Annotated in this window: 13 protein-coding genes; 2 read left to right on the forward strand and 11 right to left on the reverse strand. The window is 32.0% G+C overall.

Annotated elements, in window-relative coordinates; translation table 11 throughout:
* Positions 1-118 precede the first annotated feature (118 nt).
* Together AC1Q7N_RS05000 and AC1Q7N_RS05005 are read right to left on the reverse strand one after the other, a co-directional pair.
* On the reverse strand, positions 119-1,303 hold the full coding sequence (locus tag AC1Q7N_RS05000; RefSeq protein ID WP_002458051.1) for an aminotransferase class I/II-fold pyridoxal phosphate-dependent enzyme: 1,185 nt from the start codon (positions 1,301-1,303) through the stop codon (positions 119-121).
* Positions 1,304-1,446: 143 nt separating this feature from the next.
* A complete protein-coding gene (locus AC1Q7N_RS05005; protein ID WP_145376326.1) occupies positions 1,447-2,454 on the reverse strand; it encodes an acyltransferase family protein in 1,008 nt (335 codons plus the stop codon).
* 153 nt (positions 2,455-2,607) lie between these two features.
* Here AC1Q7N_RS05005 and AC1Q7N_RS05010 point away from each other — a divergent pair, with 153 nt between their 5' ends.
* Positions 2,608-3,027 carry a MarR family transcriptional regulator gene (locus tag AC1Q7N_RS05010; protein ID WP_001831691.1) on the forward strand — a complete coding sequence of 140 codons (420 nt, stop codon included), beginning with the start codon at positions 2,608-2,610 and terminating at the stop codon, positions 3,025-3,027.
* Positions 3,028-3,265: 238 nt separating this feature from the next.
* On the opposite strand, the gene AC1Q7N_RS05015 is transcribed toward AC1Q7N_RS05010, so the two are convergent.
* The 4 genes from AC1Q7N_RS05015 to AC1Q7N_RS05030 form a co-directional block, all read right to left on the reverse strand.
* A complete protein-coding gene (locus AC1Q7N_RS05015; RefSeq protein ID WP_162194835.1) occupies positions 3,266-7,273 on the reverse strand; it encodes an N-acetylmuramoyl-L-alanine amidase in 4,008 nt (1,335 codons plus the stop codon).
* Between the two features lie 239 nt (positions 7,274-7,512).
* Complete coding sequence (locus AC1Q7N_RS05020; protein ID WP_032605991.1) at positions 7,513-7,935, reverse strand: GNAT family N-acetyltransferase; 423 nt, start codon at positions 7,933-7,935, stop codon at positions 7,513-7,515.
* Positions 7,936-8,493: 558 nt separating this feature from the next.
* Positions 8,494-8,964, reverse strand: coding sequence for a DUF2538 family protein (locus AC1Q7N_RS05025; RefSeq protein WP_002458054.1), 471 nt, complete (start codon positions 8,962-8,964; stop codon positions 8,494-8,496).
* 47 nt (positions 8,965-9,011) lie between these two features.
* On the reverse strand, positions 9,012-10,250 hold the full coding sequence (locus AC1Q7N_RS05030) for an LCP family protein (RefSeq protein ID WP_002446140.1): 1,239 nt from the start codon (positions 10,248-10,250) through the stop codon (positions 9,012-9,014).
* A gap of 806 nt (positions 10,251-11,056) precedes the next feature.
* Between AC1Q7N_RS05030 and AC1Q7N_RS05035 the strand changes: the two genes are divergently transcribed.
* Entirely contained in the window at positions 11,057-12,259 is a 1,203-nt protein-coding gene (locus AC1Q7N_RS05035; RefSeq protein ID WP_001833073.1) for a serine hydrolase domain-containing protein, read from the forward strand.
* Positions 12,260-12,415: 156 nt separating this feature from the next.
* Here AC1Q7N_RS05035 and rihC read toward each other — a convergent pair whose 3' ends face one another.
* The 5 genes from rihC to qoxA all read right to left on the reverse strand — a co-directional run bounded on the left by rihC (position 12,416) and on the right by qoxA (position 17,505).
* The gene (gene rihC / locus AC1Q7N_RS05040; protein WP_001831704.1) at positions 12,416-13,324 is read right to left on the reverse strand and encodes a ribonucleoside hydrolase RihC; all 909 of its coding nucleotides are present in this window, start codon (positions 13,322-13,324) and stop codon (positions 12,416-12,418) included.
* 186 nt (positions 13,325-13,510) lie between these two features.
* The gene (qoxD, locus tag AC1Q7N_RS05045) at positions 13,511-13,801 is read right to left on the reverse strand and encodes a cytochrome aa3 quinol oxidase subunit IV (protein ID WP_001831700.1); all 291 of its coding nucleotides are present in this window, start codon (positions 13,799-13,801) and stop codon (positions 13,511-13,513) included.
* The gene (gene qoxC / locus AC1Q7N_RS05050; protein ID WP_001831738.1) at positions 13,798-14,403 is read right to left on the reverse strand and encodes a cytochrome aa3 quinol oxidase subunit III; all 606 of its coding nucleotides are present in this window, start codon (positions 14,401-14,403) and stop codon (positions 13,798-13,800) included. Before qoxC ends, qoxD begins: the two co-directional genes overlap by 4 nt.
* The gene (gene qoxB, locus AC1Q7N_RS05055) at positions 14,393-16,381 is read right to left on the reverse strand and encodes a cytochrome aa3 quinol oxidase subunit I (RefSeq protein WP_145376324.1); all 1,989 of its coding nucleotides are present in this window, start codon (positions 16,379-16,381) and stop codon (positions 14,393-14,395) included. The genes qoxC and qoxB overlap by 11 nt, the downstream gene beginning before the upstream one ends.
* A complete protein-coding gene (gene qoxA / locus AC1Q7N_RS05060) occupies positions 16,381-17,505 on the reverse strand; it encodes a cytochrome aa3 quinol oxidase subunit II (protein ID WP_001831736.1) in 1,125 nt (374 codons plus the stop codon). Before qoxA ends, qoxB begins: the two co-directional genes overlap by 1 nt.
* Between the last annotated feature and the right edge of the window lie 75 nt (positions 17,506-17,580).

Raw genomic sequence — 17,580 nt, forward strand, 5'->3', positions numbered from 1 at the left:
TCGATTTGCAAGTGTAAATCTCAGATTAGCGCACACACTTGACACATTTAAACCTATTGTTATGTGGGCTTGTTACACTCATAAATTTCACTTCAGAAATAAACGTTTTCCAGACTATTTATTTAGTTGGAGTGGTCATTTGATCTGGATAATGTTGCCGTAAATAATTTTCTAATCGATGCATTCCTTTTTTTAATGTTTCCATATCATAAGCATATGAAATTCGAATATACCCTTTGCCAATATCGGTGAAGGAGGAACCAGGAACCATAGCTAAGTGTGCTTTCTCCAACACATCAACACAAAATTCAAAATCATTTTCCGTGAATCTTTTAATGCTAGGGAAGATGTAAAATGCACCTTCAGGTTGAGCAGTTAATTCGAAGCCTAATGATTCTAATTTTTCTTTCAGGTAATTACGACGTTCGATATAATCACGATTCATGTATAGGGGGGCATTTATCCCTTCATTTAAAGCGGTAGTACAAGCAATTTGAGCTGGTACATTTGCACAAATACAATTGTAAGCGTGCATAAAGGTTAATTTTTCAATTAAATATTCAGGACCAAGTAAAAAGCCGATTCGAATACCTGTTGCAGAATGGGACTTACTCAAACCACCTATCAGTAATAATTGATCACGAATTTCTGGAAATTCAGCAAAAGATGTATGTTGTCCTTTAAACGTATTTTCAGCATAAATCTCATCACTGATTATAAAAATTTGTTTGTTTACAAGTGTGTCTACTATATTTTTGACCTCAGAGCGTTCGAGTATTACGCCTGTTGGGTTGGTAGGGTAATTTAGAAGTATCGCTTTAGTTTTATGCGTTAGATGCGACTCAATCAGTTCAGGTGTTACTTTAAAATCTGATTGTGTAGTATCTATATATACTGGATTTCCACCTAGAGTTTCAACTAATGGGATATAACCAGCGTATATCGGTCCTGGAATAAGGATATCATCGCCAGGTTCAATAATGCTTCTTAACGATGTATCTAATGCTTCACTCGCACCATTAGTAACGATGATTTCTTCCTCACTATAAAAGAAATCATATTTTCGTTTAAAATATTGGCTAATAGCTTGTCGTGTTTCAAATAAACCTTTGTTATGAGAATAACTTGTTTTATCGTTTTTGATTGCTTTGATATAAGCATTTTTGACCACATCTGGCATAGGAAAATCGGGTTGTCCAATTGTTAAATTAACACAATCGTCAATCGCTTTAATTCTATTAGAAAATTGACGAATACTAGGGGCTCTTAAAAATTTTGAACTTGAATTTAATGATAATTTCATTTGCTAAAACCTCTCTATATAAAAATACCAAAATGTAGTATTTAAATTGTTTAAATAGTCTCATAATTCTTTCAAATTATTACTATCATAACATATTTTTAATCTCTACATTTTGGTTATTTACTGAATTGTTTTATGAAATTTTAACTTTTAAATTGAGAAGATCTTTTTAAATTAATGAACGGATTCGTCCATTTACAAACCCATTTTGAAGATAATATTAATACAATCACACTCGCAGTGATAAATAAATAAAGATAGGTAAAGATAGAAATCTGATCCTTAAATGGATATAGACCGAACCCGCGAATGACTCCTATAACGATACCGTGTAATAAATAAACAAACATTGTGCGCTGTCCTATATAGGTATAAATACGCTTAGTTTGTGGCATTAGATTTAGAAATGCACACATAGTTAAAAGTATAATGACATAGAGTAATAAGCGTTTAAGAGGACTATAAACATCCTCTCCGTTACTTTCTAAAGAAGTATAAGGTGTACTTCCTAATAACCAATCTCCATTAATAGGATGGATTGTATATCCTATAAAGAAGGTAATCAAAATGATAATAGAAATGGGAATCCATTTTTTATTTCTAAGTTTTTCGGTATGTGATTGTGTAACCAAATGTCCTATAAAGAAGATAGGGAAGAACACAATGGTTCTTGATATACTCATATAACTGTCGATATTGCCAGAGAAACCAGCTAAAACAGAAACAAGTATGGATATGAATAGTACAATATACGGATTATACCTTCTCACTATAACTAAAACAACGTGAAAGAAAAAAAGGGTGAGTAAAAACCATAATGCAAAAACTGGATTAAATGGATCTAATTGAATTGCATCTTCTTTACCAGTGAAATAGTAATAAAGTGAGAAAAACGCAAAAAATATTACATAAGGAAGAAGTAATTTTTTTGCAATTTTTTCTAAATAGTTAGGTTTATCTAAATTCTTAGCAAAGTAGCCTGAGATAAATAGAAAGGTAGGCATATGAAAGCTATATATTAATAAATATAAAGCTTGTAAAAATTTATCTTCAGATGTATAAGGTTGTAATAAATGTCCTAATACGACTAGAAATATCAATATTGCTCGAGCATTATCGAAAAAATAATCCCTATCTTTGATGGCTGTCATAAACGCTCTCCTTTTTTACAATTTAGACATACTCTAATGTAGTATAAAAATAGGTAATGATGCAACGAATTTGTGTAATGTGTATATTTGTATTGTATAATTTATAAATAAGGCATATAATATTATTAACTTAATATAGTGGAGTAGAACAACATGTATAAACAACTTGAAAAACTTATCACACTAACAAATAATGATTTGAATTTAGTTAATAGACGCTTTGGTCAACGAACTGACATTACTTCTGAACAATTAGAGTTACTACGTATTTTATATAATTATGATCGTTTATCTCAATACGATTTAACTATGAAGATTAGTAGGGAACAATCAATTGTATCAAGATGGATTAAAAAGTTAGTACAAAAAGGTTATATCATGAGTCAACAATCTCATGAAGATTTACGATGTAAAGAACTGATATTAACTGAAGAAGCAAGGGCTTTAATTCAGCAAATCAACACGGCGAGATGCGAGTTAATTGAAGCGAGATGTCAATGTTTATCTTCAGACGAAATTGCAAGTTTAAATCAATTATTAAACAAACTTAATAGTAGACACATTTTCATCTGATATATATCGGTTTTTAATTATGATGTTAAGTGTAAAATACATTCAATTATATATAAACATATAAAGCTAAGCAACTGAATTGTAATATTAAATTACATATAAGTGTGCTTAGCTTTTTTTATTTGAAAAAGTTTAATATTTAGCATCTGTCATATTCGAAGCAGTGACATGATAAATAATCATCAAAAAAGTAGGCAGCTCTACTTTCATTAACTATGAGAGCTGCCTTACTTCATATTTATTTGTATGTTGGAATTTCGAAGTACTTACCGACTTCACCAATTTTATCATAAAATTGTTTTAATACTTGTGCGTTGACATTTGCCCAATTAATATCAGTTGCATATTGATGCGTACCGGGGTTTGCAGGATTCCAACGCATTTTATATAGCGTATTTTGTCCTGCTTTCACGTATGAATTTCCAATGAATTTAGCGCCACCAATGATTGCTTTAGAGACAGAAGTCCATCCAGCATTTTTAGCGTATTTAATACCATCTACAAGTGCATTATTGTCGAATGCACCAATTCCAAAGACATTATGGTATTTGTGACCTGTTTTAGTTGTGAATTTACCTTTTGAAACATCTCCGCCTTTAGCAAGTTGTGAAGTTCCATTACCTGTTTCTACTAAAGCATGTGAGATAAGATAAATTTCATTTAGACCATACTTACGTGCTGCTTGGCTAAATGCAGCACCTTGGTTTTCAAGTACACCTTTGCCTTTTAATAATTTATTGAGAGCTTGTGCTGACAAGTATTGTGGTTGATCTAAACGTAAGAATTGATATTTTAAGGATGAATCATTAGCTAAACGCTTTGTATCCATAGCATTTTTAATTTGACTATAATTGGCATTTGACCATTTCCAAGCCTCATTTTGTACTTGTGGTTTATATTTAAGACGAGATTGGATATTTATCGCGTTATTTAAAGTCATTCCAGTATATGCATATTTAATTTTTTCTTTAACTAAGTCAGTTGATTTTATCCAAACATATTTACCGTCTAAAAGTTGTCCATAGTACCATTTTACGCCATTAATATTTTTTTGCTTAATGACTGTGAAAGTTTGTTCATAATATGGTTTTAAAGAATATCGGTTTGCTTTTGTTGGATCCATATAGAAATAACTTTTACTATTATTGATAACAAAAGTATAGTTATATGGTGTTGCCTGAGCGTCAGTACTGTTTTGGATTAAATCCTTAGCAGCAATCCATCCTGTTCTGTTATTGACTGTTCCGTAAAGATATAAATCTTTGCCAACGTAAACAGCTTTGGAAGCATTAAATGCTTGATTGGCTAGCGTATTAGGTGCTAGTAATTGTTGGTTTTTAGTACCCCAAGCAATAGAATATAGACCATTATTTGTAGGTTTTACTGAATATTTACCTATAGACTGAGTTTGTTTTCCAATATTTTGAGTTGTCACATCATTAATGTTTACCCATCCTAATGGCGTATTACTTGTTCCATCTTGAAGTAGTACATACGTGTTATTACCTTCAGTACGTTGTTTATTGATAAGGAATGTACGGTTTGCGTATTTCGTACCACTTTTGGCTGTTTTATCATATACGGATGCTCTTATTCCAGAATTATTAGCTTTCACTTGAGCAATTTGATTTACAGTTTGTGTAGATGATTGTACTTGTTTAGGTGCTGGTGTTGATTGAGTAGACAAAGTTTGAACTTTTGATGGTGTAGTTAAATAGTATTTACTAATCCAACCAGATTTACCGTTCACTGTACCATAAAGATATGTTGCTTTATCAATTTGTTGTTGTTTAGTTGCTTTAAAAGTTTGATTGCCTTTACCAGAAACTGTTCCAGCCACTTGATTATATGTGCCCCAAGGTACTGTGTGGAATTTAACACCAGGTTTAACGTTGTATGTTTGATTGATTTTCACAGGTGATTTAGCTGTATTGTAAATGACCTCATCTTGTTTTACCCAACCATAATTTGTACCAGTATTATAATCACCAACAAGATAGAATTTTTTATCACCAAGTGTGGCAGCTTTTGTTACTGACAATGTACGTTGGATTTGATCTGTTGTCTTTCCTTTAGTGTCATAAACTGTAGTGTATAAGCCACTATTTTTTGCATTGATTTGAGCAACACCATTATTGTTAGTCACTGTTAATTGGTTATTTGTTGAAGGTTTAGTTGGATTGCTAGGTTTAGATGCTGAAGTTAAGTAGTATTTACTAATCCAACCAGATTTACCATTCACTGTACCATAAAGATACGTCGCTTTATCAATTTGTTGCAGTTTAGTTGCTTTAAAAGTTTGATTTCCAGTACCAGATACTTTGCTAGCAACTTGTTTTGGTGTACCCCAAGGAACTGTGTAAAGTGTTGACCCTGCTTTAACATTATATGTTTGATTCACTTTTACTGGTGCCTTAGCAGTGTTATAAACAACATCACCTTGTTTAACCCAACCGTATTTTTTTCCGCTATTGTAGTCTTCAACTAAATAGAATTTGTTATTTCCTAATGTTGCAGTTTTAGTAACGGATAGTGTTTTTTGTACTTGATCAGTCTTATGACCTTTACTGTCATAAACAGTTGTATATAAGCCATTATTTGTTGGTTTAATTTGAGCAACACCACGATTAGCAGATACAGTTAACTTATTATTAGTTCCTCCTGATGGTTTAGAAGGTTGTGACGGTTTTGTAGATGTTGTGCCCCAAGGTGCTACTTGACCCGTTTTAATTAAATATTTTTCATAAATTAAGTCATATAATTCTGCATAGCTATAATTGTGGCTTCTTAAATATTGGTGAGGGTCAGCGTGGTCAGTACCTCCTAAGAAGTTAGAGATAGCAGCATGTGTCCAAACTGTTCCTCTTCCATCGTTTTCAGCGCTATCAGGTTTTAAATTATAATATTGCAATTGTGTTGCAGCATAATCAGCGTAGTTGTTCATTGAACGTGCAAATGAATCATAATCATGTGTATGGACGATTTCAACATTGATAAAACGTTGATTTCCGTAAGGACCTGCACCCCAAGATAAATAGTCTGTCGGAGCTGTTTCTATAATTCTATTGCCATCAACAAATGCGTGTACGAATGCACTGTTGTAATTACGTTTCATGAAGGCAATCTCGCCATCGATTGTTGAGTTATCATTTGCAGTATCATGAACAACGATACCTTCAGGACGTCCTACGCCGTTTCTATAGCCATATTTAGGGAAATATGACGTATAATCTTCTTCAATTCTTGGTGCTTTCATATTCTTTTTACGAATATAGTTATTTATTGAAGAATTAACCTTTGGTGTGTATTTCGGTAATGATGATGTTTTTTGACTAGATACAGAATAAACTGTTCTCGGTTGAGCAGTTGCACTAAATGGGGTAAATTGCTTTGTATCTATAGTCGCTTGATTAGATGCTGTTTCTTTTTTTGCAGTATTAGTTGTTACACGTTGAGCTGGCTCTTTATATTTATATGAAGTAGTTTGTTTAGATGTAGCATTCACATTGTTTAATGATACAGGCTCTAAATGGTCTGTTGAGCTATCATCGTCTTCATCATCGTAATCAAAATTATAACCAGATGCGTTTGTATTTGATACTTTAGGTGTAACAGTTTCATTTTGTTCAGAAGTTACTTGCTGACTTTTTTGTTGGCTTTCATTATCATTAGAAGCAGTTTGAGTTTCAATTGCTTGATTTTCGGAAGGTTGACTTGCTGTCATCTTCTTGTCTTGTTGTTCAGTACCCGCGTTAGCTTCTAAATCTTTCTCATTTTCATCTGCTACAGATTGTGTCTCCTGTAATTGATTCGTATCAGTGGATGTTTTATCTTCTTGTGTCAAATCATTTGTTTCTTCTTGTTGATTTTTTGTAGAAGAATTCGTTTGATTTTGATTCGCATCATTTATTGATGAAGATTGTTGATTTTGATTTGATGAAATTTCATTATAAGTACTCATTTCATCTAATGATGCATCATATGTAGTACTTTGTGTATCTTGTTCAGGTTGAACTTGGGTAGGGTCTTGATATGTTTGTGTACCAGATACATTTGTAGTTGATTGTGTAACTTCGCTTTTAGCTTTTTCTGCTTGTTTTAGGGCAGTTTGATCATCTAATACATTTTTATGATTAGACTGATCCTGTGGTTGTTCAGCAGCATTTGCTTGATGTGCAGTAAAAGCTGTGCCAAATAACGTTAAAGCAACCATAGACGGTAATTTGTAATTGAATTTCTTCGCCATTTATTTCTTACTCCTCGCATTAATATGATTTGTTTCAATTATAATCTTTAAGGCTTAACACTGTATGGCTTTTAACATATTTGTAATGTAATTTTAACCTGTGCCTCAAACAGAAATATTGTTTTTTATGCTGTGAACATTGCCAAATCACTATTTACGTTTATTATAAGCTTGTAAGCTACATAAAGATTATTACAATTTTTAAAATTGCTAAGTTTGTATATAGAATGTAAATCGATTTATAAAAACTTATTCATACTAATATGTTTTATATTTTCTTCTAAGAATACTTTGCCAAAAGGTGAGTAACCTAGTTTTAAGTAAAAGTCTCGAGCTTGTAATTGAGCATTCATAGTGAGTTTATTATATTGGTGTTTTTTTGCAATTGTTTCAATAGCATGTATTAATTTTTTACCGTAGCCAAGACCGCGATACCACTTGATGATTGCTACGCGTTCAATTTTGCAAACATGAGTATTCAAAGATCTAATTCTAGCAGTTGCCATAGGAACTCCATTTATATATCCCACTATATGGAATGAGTAATCTTCATATTGATCAAATTCATTTTCGAGTGGTACGCCTTGTTCCTCGACGAAAACACACTTTCTTATTTCAAAGCAATCCTCTAGCATCCTTTTGTTTTTTGCTATTTGAAACACAGTATCACCTCCATTTTCACTGGTTTTCCCTTTAAAAATTATTTTAACCATATTGAAAATGAAATAAAGCAGGTTCATTATAAATTCATAATTAGTTCATCACCAAAAAAAGAATGAGTCCGGTACATATCGTGAAATATCATTTGCGGGGATAAGTACTGAAGTTTCCTTGGTAAATTAAGTTGAGTCATATTATAGTCTTTATACATTAGGTATCTTATTAATTTTGTTTAATGGTATTTATTAAATTATACGAAAGGGCCTTATTTTTTAAGTATTTCAATGTTAAATTACATGGTAAAGGCAAAATATTTTGGCGAGACTCTTGAGGGAACAAGACAAGTTGAAGACTACAGACTGAAGCTGTCCCCTAAGAAAGAGAGCCAACAATACGAAAAGTATTATAAATAAAGAAGCCAGTAAATGAATTTACAAAAAACTCATTTACTGGCTATTTTGTTAGGAATTATGTCCTAACCTCACTCTGATAAATAGAAAAATATATAATTTATAAACCAAATAATTAAAAAACGATACGTTTATTACTAATTGATAGTATTATAAAGCCTCTTTTCTAACGATAGCGCAGTATTGCCAAAAAATACGTAATTGGGCAATATTCCAATTGTTCATGCCCATAGTAAAACCTGAAGGCTTAAATATATTTACATCAGTCACTTCCAAAGCGGCTGCAATAAGATATTGAAGGGGTACACTGATACTCTTCATGGTATCAGTGAGCCCATTTTCATCATAAACCCAGGTAAAAGGTAAATCAGACTCAAACACATCAACCTTATTAAATATTTCAGGTAAAGCAAGAATGTAGCATGCGCCATCTACAACGGGATTATCTAAACTATCCTTGTAGTAGATCAAAAGCGCTTCATAATTTTCTCTGTGTTCATGGTTTACATAGAAAAATTCATTCCTGAATAATGCCATATCTTTACTATGAATGATTTGTTGTTCAAGTACGTTGAACATACCATTTATACTAGCAATTTTTTCATATGTTTTACGACTCATATTTGCGCTCCTTTTAAGTATATTTACCACATAAGTTTATATAGCTTTTATTGTGCGTAAGGATAATTGTCATTATTTATCATACCATTTTCACCATTGTCCTGATTGTTGTATTGTTGATTTGGATACTGCTCGTTCCCGTTTAAAGTATTTTGGTCTGTTTGTTCGTTAGTTTGATCTTCTTCATCATTATTTTGTGATGAAGAAGAAGACTCTTTCTGACTATCAGTCGATTCCTTTTGGTTCTTACGCAATAAGTCTTCATCTAATTCTGTTAGGGGTACGAGTGAACCATATCGTTTAATGACTCTTTGATCTAAGAAATCGTTTTTGTTTGTTATTTTAGATAAACCTAAATCATTACGTAAAAGATTTGAATATTCCATAATACTTTTTACGCTTGGGTGGTAATAGTATATATCATTTAAGTAGTCATCCTTACCTTTAAGTTGTGATGTTTTAATTTCAGTGTTACCACCAAGATACATTTTTGCTAGAGACTTAATTTCTTTCTGAGTTAAATTATGTTTAGCATTTTTCCCTACAATACTAATAACATTGTCAAGTTTATCTATAGAATTTAAATTTTGAGCTTTTTGGAACAATATTTTAATAAGTTCCATTTGTCTTTGACCACGTTTAAGGTCTGAATCATGATGTCGAGTTCGAGCTACAGCTAATGCTTGGTCGCCGTTTAGCTTTTGGTATCCTTTTTTGATTTTAATTCTACCAGTATCATCACTGTTAGGTTCATTTAGATTATACGGTACGTCATAATATATACCACCTAATTCATCAACTGCTTCAACAAAGGCTTTCATATTAATACGCACATAATAATCTACCGGTACATTCATTGTTGCTTCAACTGAATCCATAGCAGCAAGAGGTCCACCATATGCATGCGCATGTGTTATTTTATCGTAATAGCCAACTTTAGGTATATAACTGATTGTATCTCTAGGTATGCTTAGCATTCTTATTTGATGCTTTTTCTGATTAAAAGTAGATAATATCATAGCATCTGACCTAGAATGTTCTACACTTTGCCCGTTTTTTTCTCTACCTTCATTATCGTCTATACCTAAGAATAAAATTGATATAGGTTGTTTTTCAGGATCAACTTTTGTATCTCTTAAAGTAGACTTTCGTTGAGAATCTTTAGTGTTTTGAGATGACTCAAATGCAGATTCTGAACTTTGATATAATTGAGTAGCAAAAATAATTGGAACAACGAGGAGACCAAAAGATAATAATATTAAAAAATATTTTAAAAATTTGTTCATTGTTAGTACTCCTAGTTAAATTTTAAATATTTCACAAATGATTGATACATAAAAAGTTATGATTTATTAAGTACACTATAGCCTTAAATTGTATTACTTTATTAATCAAATTACAACTCTCATCAACATTTTATTATTACAAAATATTATTGATGAATGATTATAACATTGAGTTAAACAACTTATTGCTTAACTTAATTTTCATATAGTACCAAAGTACTATAGATTTATTTTTAAATAAGTGTATTATCTAATTAAAGTGATTTCTTTATAGCTTTAAGTTATAATAAACTTTAGCTTAATAGCTACAAATATTGTTATAACAAGGTGCAGACGGATTAGTTGTTCAAAAATAATATCTGTAAGTAATATTTCTGATTAAGAATCTTAAATTTGATAATCAAAAAAGTATTTACTAATTAATTTAGTAGTTAGATATATTATAACGTTCTTGAACAAGTATTTGTATTCGTTGACATTATGAATATCATAATATTAGTTGCATTGTAATTCTTAAAAGTAACTGGATGTGTCACAGATAACCAAAGTATTATTAAATTACAGTTAAAGTATTTAAAATCTTTTAATCGTTTAAGTGTAGTCGTGTGATTAAATAAAAAAGTCATTATCATTTTAGCTAGGAAAATATATAAGCATTTATTTCAGATATCTCATCAGATAATTATTTATTCAAGTATTGTGGGTATTAATTCTTAAAAATGATAACGAATAATATAATATATTGATATATGATGTGAATAGTCAACAAAATTTTAAGACATTAAAGTGTGAGGCAAACAATAAAGATGAAATTAAATAAATTTAAAATCGTATTTTTTATTATCGTATTATTAACTTTAGTCGTGTCAATAGGTATATTAGGTGTTGAATGGACAAGACACCTAGAATTAAAAAAACAAACGTTAAGTCAAGAAAGTGGAAATACGAATTATATAGAAAAGAGAGATAAGACTGTTGAGAAACCTAAAAAAATAAAGACTAAATATGATAAAAAAGATCCTACTTCCAAATCGATAAACAAATATTTAGAAAAAACTCAATTTAATGGAACTGTAGCTGTATTTGATAATGGAAAAGTTAAAATGAATAAAGGATATGGTTATCAAGATATAGAGAAAGGCAAAAAGAACACTGCAAATACAATGTATTTAATAGGATCAGCGCAAAAATTTACAACAGGTTTAATGCTGAAGCAACTTGAAGTCGAAAATAAAGTGAATTTGCAAGATTCAGTCACTAAATATATTCCTTGGTTTAAAACAAATAAAGAAATTACAATTAAAGATTTAATGTTACATAAAAGTGGACTATATAAATATGAAGCTTCAACTAATATCAAAAATTTAGAACAGGCTGTTAGAGCAATTCAAGCTCGAGGTATTGATGATACAGTTTATCATAAGCATCAATATAATGATGCTAATTATTTAGTTTTAGCTAAAGTTATTGAAAATGTTACTGGAAAACCATATGTTAAAAATTATTATGAACGATTAGGTAATAAATATAATCTCAAACATACTGCTTTTTATGACGAGAAACCTCTTCAAAGTGAGATGGCAAAAGGCTATAAGTTTAAAAATAATACTTTTTCATTCCTTAAACCTAATATATTAGATCAATATTATGGAGCTGGTAATTTATATATGACGCCACATGATATGGGCAAATTAATTTATACGTTACAACAAAATAAAATCTTTAATGCACGTCAAACTCGACCTATTTTACATGAATTTGGAACTCAAGAATATCCAGAAGAATATAGATATGGTTTTTACATAACTCCGTATTTAAATAGAGTCAACGGGGTATTCTTTGGTCAAATTTTTACTGTTTACTTTAATGATCGGTATATTGTCATTTTAGGGACGAATGTAAGTAATACACCTGGATTAGTGAGTAATGAAGACAAAATGAGACACATTTTCTATAATATTCTTGACCAGAAAAAGCCTTATAATACAGCAGGTGTTAAAGTTGAGTAATTGTAATTTTGTTAATAATGGATTAGACTCGTTATTCCATATTTACAAGGTTAGTCTTCAATAAATTATATATAACGAATGCCCGGAACTTCAATCTGAAGTGTAACCGGGCATTTGTTATATGATTAATAAAATAACATTCAAATTGCAATTTAATTATTTACAATAAGAAAGGGCGTTTAAGAATAAATCCTCATACTGTCTTTCAACAGGACTTAAAACAACTGTACAATTGGGATGCTCCATATTAAAGTCTACCACTGTGGCTCCCCTTGTAAAGTTGCCATTTAATTCTATTTGAGTATACGCCTCCTTGACATTAAAGGCTTCTGGATCCAACAAATATAATATAGTGAATACATCGTATAATTTAAATCCTATTTCAAAATCTTCACTCTTATAGTGCTGAAATAAATTATATAACATGTTTGAAGTTGCATTTGTATCTTTGAAGTCTTTTACAAAATGGTGAGTAAACAATGCTTCACGAGCCAAATCAAGACCAATCATAGTCAAAGGTAATCCAGAGTTAAATACAATTTGAGCAGCTTCTGGATCACAATATATATTAAATTCAGCTAAAGGCGTTACATTACCTCTACCGGTACTACCACCCATTAAAACAATTTCCTTAATAAATGGTTGAACTTCGGGATAACTAGTTAAAAGAATAGCGATATTTGTTAGTGGACCTATGGCAATCAAGGTTAAAGGTTCTTGAGTATTTACTAATAGATTTCTCATTGCTTCAACTGCATGAATTGATGTTAAATCATCTTGATTTATTTGTGGAAACTCGTAACCATCCATACCAGACTCACCATGAATTGATGTAGCTTCAAAGATGTCATTAATCAATGGTTGGGATGCCCCTCTATGTACAGGAACAGAACTATTAAAAAACCTTTTTAGCTTTAATGCATTTGCTGTCGTTTTCTCAATACCTACATTACCATTCACAGTTGATATCATTTTAACGTCAAATTGAGGGTGTGAAAGTGCGATACTAATTGCTGTAGCATCATCTATACCAGGATCAGTATCAATTATAATGGGAATAGACATATCATCATCTCCGTATTTCATAATAATTAAAGCATAACATGGTATGGGATTGTTACGATAACGAAATAAAAAGAGCCTGAGACTTTTAAGTCTCAGGCTCTTTACATATAAGGTGGAAATGAATCAATAAAGAACAAATATATTCAAATTCATTCTTTATTGAAATCAACCCTGGAAAACTCATCTTTATAAGTGAGAAGAGTGTCCACCTTGCATTACCCAGTATGTTCCGATAACAGTTACTAAAGTAATGATAATTGCAAAGATAACTTTGAACGATTGTAAACGTCCATCTTTACCTTCAGTTAAATGCATGAACATTAATAATTGAAGGGCAGCTTGAATGAAAGCAAAACCAAAGATGATAGTTACCTTAGCATGGAATGTCATATTAGTGTATAGAGTTACAAAAACTGCTAAAAGCGTTAGTACGATAGAAGCAATAAAACCTACTGTATGTTTTACGATTGTATTCATCCGCTATACACCATCCCTATCATATATACGGCAGTAAAGATGAAGACCCAAACAACATCTAAGAAGTGCCAGTATAAACTTACTATAAATAATTTAGGAGCATTGTATGAATCCAAACCACGAGTGCCGATTTGAATTAACAAACAAATAACCCAAACAATACCTAATGATACGTGTGCACCGTGCGTACCTAGTAGTATAAAGAAACTAGACCAGAAGGAGCCAATAGTTGGGTTAACACCTTCAGAAGCATAGTGTGCGAATTCGTAAATTTCGAAACCTACGAATACAAGACCTAGGATAACTGTGATAATCATCCAAAACATCATTAAGTTTTGTTTTTCTTGTCGCATGTAATAAATTGCAATACCACAAGTATAAGAACTAATTAATAATGCAAAAGTCATTATTAAAATCAAATGTAATTCGAATAAGTCGGTAGTTAATTTACCGCCATATCCGCCACCATGTTGTAACGTTAATAACGTTGCAAATAGGGTACCGAATAACGCAAATTCAGCTGTAAGGAAAATCCAAAAGCCAAGTTTATTTAATTCGCCTTCGTGTGTACGAGAATCAATAGTATTTGCATCATGACTCATGACTTACAGCCTCCCTTTCTTTAATTCGAGCTTCTCTTAAACGAGCTTCAGTTACTGCAACTTCTGAAGCAGGGATGTGGTAACCATGATCAATTTGGAAACTTCTCCAAATCATAGTAATGAAGATACCTGCTAAACAGATAAGTGCTGGAACAATAGATTCGAAGATTAAGAAGAAACCACCAATAGTCATAAATATACCCATCCAGAATCCTACTGGAGTATTGTTTGGCATATGAATATCTTTGTAGTTATGGTTGTCTAAATAATGACGACCATGTTCTTTCATATCAACGAATGTATCGTAGTCATTCCAATCAGGAGTGATAGCAAAGTTGTATTTAGGTGGAATAGCTGATGCTGTAGACCATTCTAAAGTACGACCAAGTCCATCCCAGTTATCTCCAGTAGCTTCACGTGGAGCTTTGATATGACTATAAACGATACTTGCAACTAGGAATAAGAATCCAATTGCCATCAATACTGCACCGATAGTTGAGATGAAGTTTAGTAACCACCAACCATCAGAAGGCATGTAAGTGTATAGACGACGTGGCATACCATCTAAACCTAGAATGAATTGTGGTAAGAAACAAACGTTAAATCCGATCATGAAGAACCAGAAGCACCATTTGTTTAATGTTTCATTTAACTTGTAGCCCATCATTTTTGGATACCAGAAGATTAAACCAGCTAAGCAGGCAAATACTACACCAGTAACCAATGTATAGTGGAAGTGAGCTACTAAGAAATAAGTGTTGTGATATTGATAGTCAGCTGATGCCATTGCAAGCATTACACCAGTAACCCCTCCTAATAAGAAGTTAGGGATGAATGCTAATGAGAATAGCATAGGTGACTCAAATGTAATTCTACCTTTGTATAATGTGAGCAACCAGTTAAATAGTTTAACTCCGGTTGGAACACCGATTAACATTGTTGAGATAGAGAAGAATGAGTTAATTAACGCACCATTACCCATAGTGAAGAAATGGTGAACCCAAACTAAGAAACTTAAGAATGCGATACCTGCAGTTGCCCAAATCATACTTTGATGACCGAATAAACGTTTACGGGCAAAAGTAGGGATGATTTCTGAGTACATACCGAATGCTGGCAAAATAACGATATAAACTTCAGGGTGCCCCCATACCCAGAAGAAGTTTGCCCAAAGCATTGGCATACCGCCATTTGCTACAGTGAAGAACTGAGTTCCAAAAATTCTATCAGCAGTCATTAAAGCAAGTGCTACAGTGAACACTGGGAATGCTAATATAACGATTAATGTTGTAATGAATGTTGTTACACTGAACATTGGCATTTGCATAAACTTCATTGTTGGAGTTTTACATCTTAGAATCGTAACAAAGAAGTTGATACCAGTCATTAACGATCCGATACCAGATATTTGAATTGCAATTAAATAATAGTTAACACCTGGACCTGGACTGAATTCACCAGCAAGTGGTGCGTAGTTAGTCCAACCAGCAGCTGGTGATCCACCTACAATAAATGATAGGTTGAATAAAATCATACCAGCGAAGAATAGCCAGAAACTAACGTTATTCATTACAGGGAAGGCAACATCGCGTGCACCAAGTTGTAATGGAATAACAACATTCCATAAACCAAAGATAAATGGCATAGCCATAAATATAATCATAATTACGCCGTGCGTAGTAAATACTTCATTATAGTGGTTTGCTTCCAAGAATTTGTTATCTGGAATTGTTAATTGAGTACGTAACATTAACGCATCGATACCACCACGAACGAACATTAATACGGCAGAAATTAAATACATGATACCGATTTTTTTATGGTCTACGGATGTGAACCATTCTTTATATAGATATTTCCATAATTTGAAATAAGATATAACTGCTATAAGGCCGATGACTAAGAATGGCGCAGCAATTTGTGCTGAGATAATCATCCAATTTCCTTTAACTAGTAGTTGATCCCATGGAAAATTCATTAATGTCCACCTCCATGATCATCGTGTTCTTTTTTGTGAAGTTTAGACGCATTTTCGTCTTTTGCTCCCTTAGAAATTTTTTCCATTTCTTTAGAGTTATGATCCTCTTCTTTTTTGAACTCATTATCGTATTTTTCATTGTTGCCGAGAATCATAGGTTTCATACCGTGACGTTCATAGTTAGGGTTTGTTATATGAACCTTACGAGCAGGTTTGATTGGTTTATCTTTTACATCTTTGTATAAATCCTCTTCAGCTGTGAAGTTAGGATCTTTTTGTTCAAAGTTGTAACGTTTGTAAGCGTAGAAGATATACTCTGGATCAGCCGCAGGGTCAACAAACGCCATATGAGTTCCACTAAATGTTAATTCTTTGTTAGATGTGCTTGGTAAGAGTTGCTTGTCAAAAGTATCTTGACTTAAAGTTTTCTTACCTTTAGCCTCTTTTACCCACTTATCAAAATCATTTTGACTTACAGAGTGAACTTTAAATGTTTGACGAGAGAATCCCTCACCATTGAAGTTTGAGTTACGACCTCTGAAAGTACCTAATTGATCAGCTGTTAAAGTCCAATTCATAGTCATACCAGTCATGGCATATTTCTGACCACCTAATTGTGGAATCCAGAAACTTGTCATTGTATCCATAGATTGAAGCTTGAATACAACTGGTCGATCTTTAGGAATTGTTAATGTGTTAACAGTTTCAATATGTTGATCAGGGTAGGCAAAGAACCATTTATAGCCAGCACTTACTGCGTAAACGACAAGTGGATCTTTGTCTTTTTCTGGTGGTTTTTCATAATCGTATAAAGTTTTAACTGTAGGAATAGCTAAAGCAATTACGATTAAAATAGGTACCACAAACCAAATTGTTTCAATTAGAGAATTGTGGTGCATCTTACCAGATTCGCTATTCTTTTTGTAGCTATATTTAAAAATAAAAATAGCGAACATGGAAAGCACTACAGCAACAATAACAAGCATGAAAATTATTGAATAGATAATCAAGAACTTCTGACTGCTTGCTACTGGCCCTTTTGCATTAAAAACTTCTATATTTGAACAACCACTAAGTAAAATTAGTGTGCCAAATAATAGAAGCAAAGACTTAAATTTTGACACTTTTTTTGACCTCCTAATACTACAAATGTAGGGCTTACCAATAATTTTAGTTTATTACACAATATTTACAAGAGT

Source organism: Staphylococcus sp. GW823-FHT05F06, from assembly GCF_058795495.1.

Coding starts and splice junctions, on each gene's coding strand:
- AC1Q7N_RS05015 (WP_162194835.1), bottom strand. CDS start 7,273: ATGGCGAAGAAATTCAATTACAAATTACCGTCTATGGTTGCTTTAACG.
- qoxD (WP_001831700.1), bottom strand. CDS start 13,801: ATGAATACAATCGTAAAACATACAGTAGGTTTTATTGCTTCTATCGTA.
- qoxB (WP_145376324.1), bottom strand. CDS start 16,381: ATGAATTTTCCATGGGATCAACTACTAGTTAAAGGAAATTGGATGATT.
- AC1Q7N_RS05030 (WP_002446140.1), bottom strand. CDS start 10,250: ATGAACAAATTTTTAAAATATTTTTTAATATTATTATCTTTTGGTCTC.
- AC1Q7N_RS05010 (WP_001831691.1), top strand. CDS start 2,608: ATGTATAAACAACTTGAAAAACTTATCACACTAACAAATAATGATTTG.
- AC1Q7N_RS05005 (WP_145376326.1), bottom strand. CDS start 2,454: ATGACAGCCATCAAAGATAGGGATTATTTTTTCGATAATGCTCGAGCA.
- AC1Q7N_RS05025 (WP_002458054.1), bottom strand. CDS start 8,964: ATGAGTCGTAAAACATATGAAAAAATTGCTAGTATAAATGGTATGTTC.
- rihC (WP_001831704.1), bottom strand. CDS start 13,324: ATGTCTATTCCCATTATAATTGATACTGATCCTGGTATAGATGATGCT.
- qoxC (WP_001831738.1), bottom strand. CDS start 14,403: ATGAGTCATGATGCAAATACTATTGATTCTCGTACACACGAAGGCGAA.
- AC1Q7N_RS05000 (WP_002458051.1), bottom strand. CDS start 1,303: ATGAAATTATCATTAAATTCAAGTTCAAAATTTTTAAGAGCCCCTAGT.
- AC1Q7N_RS05035 (WP_001833073.1), top strand. CDS start 11,057: ATGAAATTAAATAAATTTAAAATCGTATTTTTTATTATCGTATTATTA.